This is a genomic window from Solihabitans fulvus (genome assembly GCF_008386585.1).
GTDB classification, from domain to species: Bacteria; Actinomycetota; Actinomycetes; order Mycobacteriales; family Pseudonocardiaceae; genus Solihabitans; species Solihabitans fulvus.
The window spans coordinates 1-8,940 of the sequence record NZ_VUOB01000137.1 but is presented as its reverse complement, the minus strand read 5'-3'; the positions used below and the strand labels follow the sequence as shown (position 1 = coordinate 8,940).

The following is an 8,940-nucleotide window of genomic DNA, read 5'->3' as shown; positions in this document are numbered from 1 at the left end:
ACAACGACAACGTCGGCACCCCTGAGGTGACCGGCACCCCGACGCTCTGGCTTACTCCCACCGGGCTGACGAACTCCGTCGTCCCGTCCGCCCAGGTGTCGTGCCAGTCCTGGAAGTGGACTCCCCGGCTGTCCCAGATGCTGCCGTACTCGTTGCCCCCAACGGTCTGGATCTGGGAACGGTCAGCGGATACGCCGACCACGATCTGCACGTGTGAGTGGCCAGGTGCCTTGTGGACCACCGCATCCCCGACGTGCGGGGTCGAGGAGCCGGTGCCGTGACGGGTGCCGTAGTCCTGGAAGTCCGACACGGCGCTGTGGATCTCCCCCGCGCCGACTACCCCGGCCTGACGCCAGACCCATCCGGCGAAGTCGGCGCACCAATCCTCCGGCTGCGGCCAGAAGTCAGATCCTGGTTTGCCGACTTGTGCTTGTGCGATGGCTGCGATACCGCCGGGGGTCGCTGCGTGGGCCGCTAGCGGGGCCGCCAAGAGGCCCAAGGCGATGCCCAGGGCGACAAGCAATGCGCGCGCTCGGTCGGCGCCACGACGTATCAGGGATGACCCGCGTTTCATCAGGTGAACCTTTCGGTGGGGCGATGGAATGGGAACGGTGCCGCCTGCCATCAGTCGAACGGGCTGTCCGGCGTTTCCCGGCGATGCCGTGACAGCCGCACGGACCCGTTCAGCTGTCATGGCAGATCCCGGGGCGCGGTCGACCTGTCTCCCGCGTGGCTCGCGACGCCACAGCAAGGCTTTGCTCTCGTCGAGCGGTCGCCCGGCAAGCTGACATTGATCAGCGTGACGTGATCTGTCGCCCATCACCACGCAACTACCCGGCAACTCCTCGGCAACTTGCTAGCCTCCGCGCTGGGGGATGGGTGGCTGTGTTGCGTGGGGGTTGTGCATGGCGGACCGGTTCGGGGAGATGCTGCGCTCATTCAGACATGGGGCTGGAGCAACGCAGGAGGAGCTAGCCGAGCGGTCCGGAGTGTCGGTCCGCACGATCACCGGTCTGGAGACCGGCCGCCACACGCCGAGGGCGGCCACCATCAGGCAGCTCGTCGACGCGCTCGGTCTGTCCACGACCAAACGGGACGCGCTGCTGGCAGCGGCTCGCGGGGACACCGAACCCGACAACGTCGATTCCAGGGTTGGCCGTCAGTCACTGCCTGAGGATCTGCCGGATTTCGTCGGCCGCGAGGAGCAGCTTGCCCAGCTCACGGGGCTGGCGGCGGCTGCGGCCACCACGGTGGCGGTCTCGGTGATCGACGGAATGGCCGGCGTAGGCAAGTCCGCGTTGGCCGTGCACGCGGCCCACGCCCTGGCGGCGCGGTTTCCCGACGCTCAACTGTTCGTGGACCTGCACGGGTTCACCCCAGGACGCGAGCCGATTGCCCCAGCCGTGATGTTGGACATCCTGCTGCGCAGGCTCGGAGTACCCCCGCAGAGGATCCCCGCCGCACCAAGGCGGCGCGCCGACCTGTGGCGGAACCAACTCGCCGGACGCAGGGTCCTCGTGGTGTTGGACAACGCCCGCGATGCCACCCAGGTGGGCCAGCTGCTCCCCGACGCGCCGGGCTGCCTGGTGCTGGTCACCACACGCCATCCCATGCCAGCGCTGGACGTCACCGTCTCGCTGACGCTGGACATGCTGCCTACTGAGCAAGCCGTGGCCATGTCCACTCACATCGTGAGGGGTGACCGGGTGGCCGTCGAGCCGGAGGCGGTCGCCGAGGTCGTGTCGCTGTATGACCACCTTCCGCAGGCAATTCGTGTCGCTGGCACCCGTCTGACCCGCAAGCCGGGCCAGCCCTCTACCGGGCTGGTCACGCAACTACGCGACGCCCGCCGCGACCGGGGCGAGTTGGCAGCGGACGACCGGGGCTTGGGCCGCCACCCCGTGCTCGCGCCGGCTCCGGTCACCACTGTCGAACCCCATCTGGCGCCGCTGCACCTTGTTCCGGCCCAGTTGCCCCCGGCGCTCGCTGATTTCGTCGGTCACAGCACGGCGCTCGCCACACTGGTCGCGGGCCTGGCCGAACCGGGCCTGTGGGTCATCGCCGGTCCCGGGGGCGCCGGCAAGTCGACCTTGGCGATCCAGGCGGCTCACCGCCTCATCGGGTCCTATCCCGACGGCCAACTGCATGCCCAACTTCGCGGCGGTTCCGGTCTTCCGATCACCCCGCACGATGTCCTCGGCAGGTTCCTGCGTTCCCTGGGCGTCGAGGCCGGTGCCGTTCCGCCTGGCGTCGCCGAGCGACTCGACCTGTTTCGCAGCCTGGTGGCCGGCAAGCGAATCCTCGTCGTGCTGGACGACGCCAGCGACGAACGCCAGGTGCGCACCCTGCTGCCCGGCGGACCTGGCTGCGGTGTCGTGATCACCTCTCGTCGCCGCCTGGCCGGACTGTCCGGAGCCACCGTCGTCGCCTTGGGCATGCTCGAGGAGGACGCCGCCATCGAGTTGCTGGACCGGATGATCGGACCAGACCGAATCGCCGAGGACCCTGTCGCCGCGCGGGACATCGTGCGGCTGTGCGGCCGGCTCCCACTGGCCGTGCGCATCGCCGGAGCACGACTGGGCGTGCGGCGCCAGTGGCCGCTGACCGCCCTTGCGCGCAGGCTCGCCGATGAGCGACGCCGCCTCGACGAACTGTCCGCAGGAGACCTCGAAGTTCGGGCCTGTCTGAAGCTCAGCTATGCGGCGCTGGACCAACCGTCCCGCGCCGCGTTCCGCCTGCTCGGAGTGCTGGGCGTGCCCGACTTCGCCTCCTGGGTGGTGGCAGCCCTCATGGACCTGCCGGCCGTGGAGGCTGAGGACCTGCTCGAGCGCCTCGTCGAGGCGCATATGGTCGAGATCGCCGGAGTGGACCGGCTCGGCGAACTCCGCTACCGCCTGCACGACCTCGTCGGGGTCTACGCCACCGAACAAGCCGAGGCCACCGACACTGAGCCGGTCCAGCGAGCCGCCATCCAGCGAGCGCTGGGCGGGTGGCTGTGGCTGGTCACCCAGGTCGCCGCGCACGAGCCGTCCGGGCATCCCGATCCGTGCCGCGAGTATGGCACCGCCCGCGCAGTCGAGGGCTGGGTGGCCGAGCAGGCCCGCGCCGATCCTTCGGGATGGTTCGAGGCCGAAGGGTCGCCCATGTCCACCGCCGTCGAACGCGCCGCTGGTCGTGATCTCACCGACGTCGCCTACGAACTCGCGGCGGCACTTGGTGCGTCGACCTACCTCACCGGCAACCGGTTCGATGAGTGGCACCGCACCCACGAGGCCGCCCTGACCGCCACGCGGCGTACCGGGCATCGAGTCGGTGAGGCCACCTTGTTGACTGGGCTTGGCCAACTCCATTACGAGGCCGACCGCTATCCGTTGGCGCGCGAACTGCTGGACAGGGCACTCACCGTGTTCGACGAAAGCGGTGACGAATACGGGCAGGCCGTCGCACTGGCCTCGATCGGAGCCACCTGCCGGGAGCAGGGACAGTTGCGCGAGTCACGAGACCACCTTGCGCGCGCCGGCGCCATGTTCGCGGCCCTGGAGGAGGACGCCGGCCTCGGCTACACCGGCCGCCTTAGCGGCTCCGTCGACCTCGAACTGGGCGACTATGCCGCCGCGCTCACGGCCTTCGACCAAACGCTTGTGTGCTATCGGCGACTGGGCAGCCGGCGAGGCGAGGCACTGACCCTACGAGGGATCGGCCTGGTCCACCGTGCTAAGGGCGAGCACGAGGCGGCCGTGGAGTTCAGCCGTCAGGCCTTGGATATTCTGCGCGAGATCGGCGATGAGCTCATGGCCGCCTACACCGTCCAGTCCCTGGTGAAGGCCCAGATCCGGCTTGGTAGAGGGGAATCGGCCCCGCTGGAGGAGGCGTTGTCGGTGTGCGAGGCGCACCACGACCCGCTCGGCCAGGGGATCGTCCTGCGCACGATCGCGGAGCTTCATCTAGCCGAAGGCCGGCCGGCAGAGGCCGAGGTGTTCCTCCAACGGGCGCTTGCCGTGTGGGAGCCGCTGGACGCGCTCCTGTTCCGGGCACGCGGACTCCGCGACCTGGCATCGGTGCACACCGCACTTGGGGATCGCCCGCGCGCCGCCGTCGCCCTCGCCGAGGCATTGTCCATCTTCGCGAGTCAAGGGGCGCGTGAGTACCGCGAGCTGACGAGTTGCACTGGAGCTGGGGTATGCGACGTGGAGGTTGGCCTGTCGGCGCAACCACGCCCGTGAGAGGCTCGCGGCGGTGACGACGACGGCGAGGAGCAGGCCGAGCGTGTCGGTGGCGATGCCCCACTTTCTCCCGACGATCTTCTTGGCGGCGTCGATTCTTTGGCTGGCAACGGGAACATTTGTCCTGTCGCATTGGAGGCGGCGTTGGGCCACGGTTTGACCTGCGAGGGCCCGGTTGACTGAGACAGGCTTCGGTGATCGTTCTCAGCCAATGAGGCCTGGGACGAGGTTCTGGGCTGATCTGTCTCAGCTATGCCGGCCCGACACCGTCAGCGGAGAGCGAGTGCCGGTGGTAGCGGAGATCGGGAGCGCCGAACTCCAGAGCGTTCTCGTCAAGGCCGTTGGACACTGTCATCCGCGCCTCGGCGAACGCGAAGCTGACCGCGATCATGCCGTCGGCCATGTCACCACCGGCGTATTCGAGCAGTTCGACCGCCTGGAGTGGCTGCCCTTGCAGAGCGGTCAGCTCCGGCCGAGCGTCATGCCGCCAACCGAGGTGGAAGACGTGGTCGTCGGGATGGCCCCAGTCACCGTAGGCCCAGGTGGGCTGCCCCGTGGGGTCAGGGGTGTTCCAGGTGATGGACAGGTCGTTGAACTTCGCGTGGTTGATCTCGACTTGCTCGCCGTCGAAGTCCAGCAGGACTGGGCCATCGGCAAACCATTCGTCGGCGTCGAGGTCCCAGAGCAGCCAGGCGCGGCGCAGGCGACGGCCAGTCAAGGCGTGGAGCCGTTGGCCATGTGCGGTGCCACTCGCTCGCAGGCCATTGAGCGACTGAGGTTGGTATCCCTGGATGTCGAAGTAGGACACATGCTGATTGTCCATGATCCGAAGCCATCCAGCATCGTGTTTTCGCCGGTCAGATGCGTTCGGTCTCCCAGCTCTCGAATGGTGGCTGAGGGTGGTAACCGTGGTCGCGATGGAGGCGGATCCATTGCGCGGCGCGGTGTTGGGCTGCGCCTGGCTGGCTGGGCTGCCGCGCCAATCGAGGTCCACAGTGTTGGTGAAGATCGCGAAAGCAGTCTCCAGGGCGATTCCGGACTCGGCGAGTCGTGCGCGGTAGTCGATCCCCGTGGAGGAGGTCGGGGTCGATGGTTACGTTGGCCAGGCTGAACGCGAACTGCCTGATGGCTGCGCGGACCCCGTCGGGGAGCCGGTTGGCGGGCGGTTGGCTGTGGCCGGGCTTGCCGGTCGGCGGCTGGCGTGGACGGCGCGGTGCCCTGGTGACCGTCGGCGGCAGGCCCATCTCCTGACGTCAGTGGAGGACATAGCTGCGAACGGTGGAGTAGGAGGCGTGGACGTCGTGCTCGTCGAGCAGTCGCTGACAGATCCTGCGGATGGTGTGGCGGTTCTCCGGTGGTGCGTCGAGGTCTTCGTGCAGCATCGCGTCAACGGGCTCGCGGATGCGCGCGCCTTTCCCGTACACAGCGCGCCCTATCGCGTGGCTCGACGCCGAGTAGCTGTCGATCGCCGGTGATTGCAGCGACGTCACGCCGGGACCACAGCGATCGTGAGCAAGGCTCCGAACAGCAGGAACGGCCCCATCGGCACCAGCGAACCGCGAGGTCTTCGTCGGGTCGCCTGAAGCGGCAGCCACACCAGGGCGGCTATGAACCAACCAAGGACGGTGGCCGCGACGAGCGCTGACCAACTCAGCCAGCCGAGCGACAGGCCGAGCAGGCCGCCCAACTTCACATCGCCGGCCCCCACCCCACCGCCGGGAACCAACGCGAGTACCAGGTAGAACGCGGCGAGGATCGCCATGCCGGCGAATGCGCGCAGGAAGTCCGGTCCGCGGGAGTTCAAGATCGCCGAGGTCGCCAGCAAGGCACGACGAGGATGGTCCCGGAGTAGATGAGCACGCTGGGCAGTCGTCGCTCGATGAGGTCAACCAGGCCGAGCGCGACACCGAGCGCGGCGAGCACGCTGTAGGGCAGCAGGTCGAGCTGGTGACCGAAGCGCCAGGCCAGCATGCCGAACGCGAACCCGGTCAGCGGCGGGGCCGCCAGCTTGGCCGCACGCACTCCAGTCGGTGCCGAGGTAAGCAGCCGTCCACGAGGCGATGAACACGGCGGACATCAGCCCGCACCGGCTTGGGCGACGTTCGGTAGTCGAGCTGACATCACATCGCCCCCAAGAATCCGTCGGTCGCGTCCTCAGTGTTACCCCAGGACGACCTCAGACAGTGACGTCTGTAGCCCGAAAGGATGAAACCGTCGTAGATGAGCCATTCCGACTTCAAAGTCGGTGCTTACAGACTTTGAAGTCAGTCGGGGTCAGTGGTGTAGACGTAGTGAGGTCACTTCATGTTCAGGTGATCTCTCTGCCGTTTCGAGGGTGGGTTGTGGTGGCTGGCAAGGTCGGAGTGCCCGGCGAACGCTGGGCAGTGACGGTGTTCGCAGTAGGTGTCGCGGCGATGGTCGTGGCCTGCGGCTCCGGTACTGCGAGCAGCCCGTCGTCCAGTACGGCTCCACTGGCCGCACAGGCGTCGTCGACCGTGGCTTCCCGACTCCCCCGCTGTCCATCGGGGACAGGGCCAAGCAGGACGCGCTCGCGGCGTACCGAGGAATGTGGCAGGACTTCGTTGCCGCCGGGACCACATCGGACTGGCAGACGCCGCGGCGGGGTCAGCACGCGACAGGGATCGCACTGACGAACATGTCGCGGTCCTTGTATGCCGATCACTACAACGGCCTGGTAACCAAGGGCGAACCCACTTACGAGCCTGCGGTGTCCTCTGTCGATTTTCCCGACAACCCGAACAAGATCGTGATCACGGACTGCTCCGACGATTCGCGCTGGCTGAAATACAAGACCGCCAACGGACAACTCGCCAACGACACTCCGGGCGGCCGGCACCTTATCAACGCCGTTGTCCGGAAGCAGGCGGACGGATCATGGAAGGTCTCGGGGTACGGCGTCCACGAGGCGGGAACATGCTGAAACTACGAAGCATCTCAATCGTGACAGGACTGGTGGTCATCGGCGGCGTGTGCGGTGTAGCACCGGCGTTCGCTGACGGCGGCTACGGCAGCACCACGTGCGACCAGATGCCTGCCCCCGTCTGCGACCTCGGCGCGGGCAAAGGCGGCGACACCATCAAGCCCGGGAAACCTGACACCGGCAACAAGCCAGACCGTCCGGGCGCGGGCAACCCCGGAAGTGGCAACAGCAATCCCGGCGACACGATCATCGGCCAGAACTCGAACCTGGCGAGCTGCTCCTATGTCAGGAGCGACTATCAGCCTCCCTCCGGCGGGGTGGTCACGGCCGCCTACACCCCGCCGTCGAGCTCGGGTGCCGCCGCCGTGCAACCTGCGGCGTTCGGTCGGACCATCGCACCCGTGCTGGCGCTGCCGGTGGAAGGGCCACAGGCAGGACAGCAGGGTGCTTGGTACGTATGGAAGTGCACCGGGCCGGGGGCGGTCGACGCGCTGTATCGGCCACCGGTGTGGATTCCCGATGGCCAGCAACCCGGCGCGGCGCAGTTGCCTTCGCCCGCGGAGCTCGCGGTGATGGCGCGTAAGCAGTTGCGGCTGCCGACGCCGACGATCGCGGCGAACCCGTCTGGCACCCAGTTGGTGAACCTCCCGACGTGGATGTGGTTGTCGAGCGGCTGGGGGCCGATCTCCGCAACCGCCGCAGTACCCGGGGTTTCGGTGACGGCCGTGGCCACCCCGGCGTCGGTGTCGTGGTCGATGGGTGATGGCAGCACGGTGTCGTGCATCAGCGCGGGCACCCCGTTCCGTCCTGGCACGGACCCGAAGGCGCCGTCGCCGGACTGTGGCCACACCTACCGCACCTCCTCGGCAAGCCAAGCAGGGCAAGCGTTCCCGGTCACCGCGACGGTGCATTGGACGGTCGCCTGGTCCGGCGCGGGGCAGGGCGGGGTGTTCCCGGACATGACCACGGCCGGCAACACGGTCTTCCGCGTCGCGGAGTCCCAAGCCTTGAACAACGGCGGCGGCTGACCCTCACCAGGCGCGGCCTCCGTTCACAACAACACCAACAGCAACCCGCTCTTCCGCTCGCTGAAGGACCTCGGCGACGCGGCGCACTACCCCCATGCCTGGAGGTATTCGCGTGACCATCAACTTCACGACCCGGCCGGACACTAATCGGTCCGCGCCGTCGACCAACGGCTCCTGGACCACGGGCGGAACGACGCTCGCCTCGCGGCTGCGCGGAACCAAACGCCGACGCAGCGTCCCGCACCTGCTGCTGGGTGCCTTGCTCGTGCTGGCCTGTGCCGCCGCTTTCCTGGTGGTGTCGCTGAACTCCGGGAACAGGCAGTCGGTGCTGGCGTTGGCGCGACCGGTGGCGGTCGGGCAAGTGTTGACCGCGCAGGACCTCAAGCAGGTCACCGTCGCCGCCGACCCTGGCGTGTCTGTGGTGGACGTGAGTCAGGCGGCGAGCGCCGTGGGGAAGACGATGTCGCAGACCCTGCCCGCTGGAGCCCTGCTCACTCTCGACGCTCTCAGCGGAACCGGTGTTCCCGCAGCGGGACAGGCACTGGCGGCCTTGTCGTTGAAGGCGGGCCAGTTCCCACCGGAGGTGTCGCCGGGCACGCACGTTGCGGTGGTGTTCGTGCCGGGCCAGGCGGGTGCCGCGCTCGCGAGCCCGCCGGCCCCGGAGGCCACCACGGTGTGGTCGGCGGTGGTCACCAGCGTGACCTCGCCGCCCAACCAGCAGACCACTGGGTCTCGTCAAGTGAGTTGG

At 68.1% G+C, this 8,940-nt stretch carries 11 protein-coding genes and 2 pseudogenes; 6 read left to right on the top strand and 7 right to left on the bottom strand.

Features of this window, described 5'->3' with window-relative positions:
* The coding region (locus tag F0L68_RS40755) for a CHAP domain-containing protein (protein ID WP_149855273.1) at nucleotides 1-574 on the bottom strand (574 nt) is incomplete at its 3' end.
* Between the two features lie 301 nt (nucleotides 575-875).
* Between F0L68_RS40755 and F0L68_RS45000 the strand changes: the two are divergent.
* A pseudogene (locus F0L68_RS45000) lies at nucleotides 876-1,091 on the top strand (helix-turn-helix transcriptional regulator); the annotation flags it as partial.
* A 72-nt stretch (nucleotides 1,092-1,163) separates the two neighbouring features.
* Here the strand turns inward: F0L68_RS45000 and F0L68_RS44090 are convergent.
* Nucleotides 1,164-1,367: a hypothetical protein gene (locus F0L68_RS44090; RefSeq protein WP_223199597.1), complete on the bottom strand. Its 204-nt coding sequence runs from the start codon at nucleotides 1,365-1,367 to the stop codon at nucleotides 1,164-1,166.
* Here F0L68_RS44090 and F0L68_RS40750 point away from each other — a divergent pair.
* Nucleotides 1,275-4,223 (top strand): ATP-binding protein, encoded by a 2,949-nt coding sequence (locus F0L68_RS40750; protein WP_306463221.1) that lies wholly within the window; start codon nucleotides 1,275-1,277, stop codon nucleotides 4,221-4,223. The genes F0L68_RS44090 and F0L68_RS40750 overlap by 93 nt on opposite strands.
* Here F0L68_RS40750 and F0L68_RS44085 read toward each other — a convergent pair.
* Nucleotides 4,221-4,346 (bottom strand): annotated as a pseudogene (locus tag F0L68_RS44085) (IS5/IS1182 family transposase); the annotation flags it as partial. The gene F0L68_RS40750 and the pseudogene F0L68_RS44085 sit on opposite strands and share 3 nt — an antisense overlap.
* A gap of 127 nt (nucleotides 4,347-4,473) precedes the next feature.
* On the bottom strand, nucleotides 4,474-5,031 hold the full coding sequence (locus F0L68_RS40745; RefSeq protein WP_149855270.1) for a hypothetical protein: 558 nt from the start codon (nucleotides 5,029-5,031) through the stop codon (nucleotides 4,474-4,476).
* 281 nt (nucleotides 5,032-5,312) lie between these two features.
* Here F0L68_RS40745 and F0L68_RS42995 point away from each other — a divergent pair, with 281 nt between their 5' ends.
* A complete protein-coding gene (locus tag F0L68_RS42995) occupies nucleotides 5,313-5,474 on the top strand; it encodes a hypothetical protein (RefSeq protein ID WP_188317114.1) in 162 nt (53 codons plus the stop codon).
* A gap of 2 nt (nucleotides 5,475-5,476) precedes the next feature.
* Here F0L68_RS42995 and F0L68_RS40735 read toward each other — a convergent pair whose 3' ends face one another.
* Genes F0L68_RS40735 through F0L68_RS44080 form a run of 3 tightly spaced genes read right to left on the bottom strand, consistent with a single transcriptional unit; the run spans nucleotide 5,477 to nucleotide 6,245 of the window.
* Nucleotides 5,477-5,713: a hypothetical protein gene (locus tag F0L68_RS40735; protein ID WP_149855269.1), complete on the bottom strand. Its 237-nt coding sequence runs from the start codon at nucleotides 5,711-5,713 to the stop codon at nucleotides 5,477-5,479.
* Nucleotides 5,710-6,048, bottom strand: coding sequence for an A24 family peptidase (locus F0L68_RS40730; protein ID WP_223199595.1), 339 nt, complete (start codon nucleotides 6,046-6,048; stop codon nucleotides 5,710-5,712). The genes F0L68_RS40735 and F0L68_RS40730 overlap by 4 nt, the downstream gene beginning before the upstream one ends.
* Nucleotides 6,024-6,245 (bottom strand): A24 family peptidase, encoded by a 222-nt coding sequence (locus F0L68_RS44080; protein ID WP_223199594.1) that lies wholly within the window; start codon nucleotides 6,243-6,245, stop codon nucleotides 6,024-6,026. The genes F0L68_RS40730 and F0L68_RS44080 overlap by 25 nt, the downstream gene beginning before the upstream one ends.
* Before the next feature lie 544 nt (nucleotides 6,246-6,789).
* Between F0L68_RS44080 and F0L68_RS40725 the strand changes: the two genes are divergently transcribed.
* The 3 genes from F0L68_RS40725 to F0L68_RS40715 form a co-directional block, all read left to right on the top strand.
* Nucleotides 6,790-7,164 carry a hypothetical protein gene (locus F0L68_RS40725; protein ID WP_149855268.1) on the top strand — a complete coding sequence of 125 codons (375 nt, stop codon included), beginning with the start codon at nucleotides 6,790-6,792 and terminating at the stop codon, nucleotides 7,162-7,164.
* Nucleotides 7,119-8,192, top strand: coding sequence for a hypothetical protein (locus F0L68_RS40720; protein WP_223199593.1), 1,074 nt, complete (start codon nucleotides 7,119-7,121; stop codon nucleotides 8,190-8,192). The genes F0L68_RS40725 and F0L68_RS40720 overlap by 46 nt, the downstream gene beginning before the upstream one ends.
* 112 nt (nucleotides 8,193-8,304) lie before the next feature.
* The coding region (locus F0L68_RS40715; RefSeq protein ID WP_149855267.1) for an SAF domain-containing protein at nucleotides 8,305-8,940 on the top strand (636 nt) is incomplete at its 3' end.

What these genes read in the sequence shown, in the direction of transcription:
- F0L68_RS40725 (WP_149855268.1), top strand. Translation starts at nt 6,790, where the DNA reads ATGTGGCAGGACTTCGTTGCCGCCGGGACCACATCGGACTGGCAGACG.
- F0L68_RS40750 (WP_306463221.1), top strand. Translation starts at nt 1,275, where the DNA reads ATGGCCGGCGTAGGCAAGTCCGCGTTGGCCGTGCACGCGGCCCACGCC.
- F0L68_RS42995 (WP_188317114.1), top strand. Translation starts at nt 5,313, where the DNA reads ATGGTTACGTTGGCCAGGCTGAACGCGAACTGCCTGATGGCTGCGCGG.
- F0L68_RS40720 (WP_223199593.1), top strand. Translation starts at nt 7,119, where the DNA reads ATGGAAGGTCTCGGGGTACGGCGTCCACGAGGCGGGAACATGCTGAAA.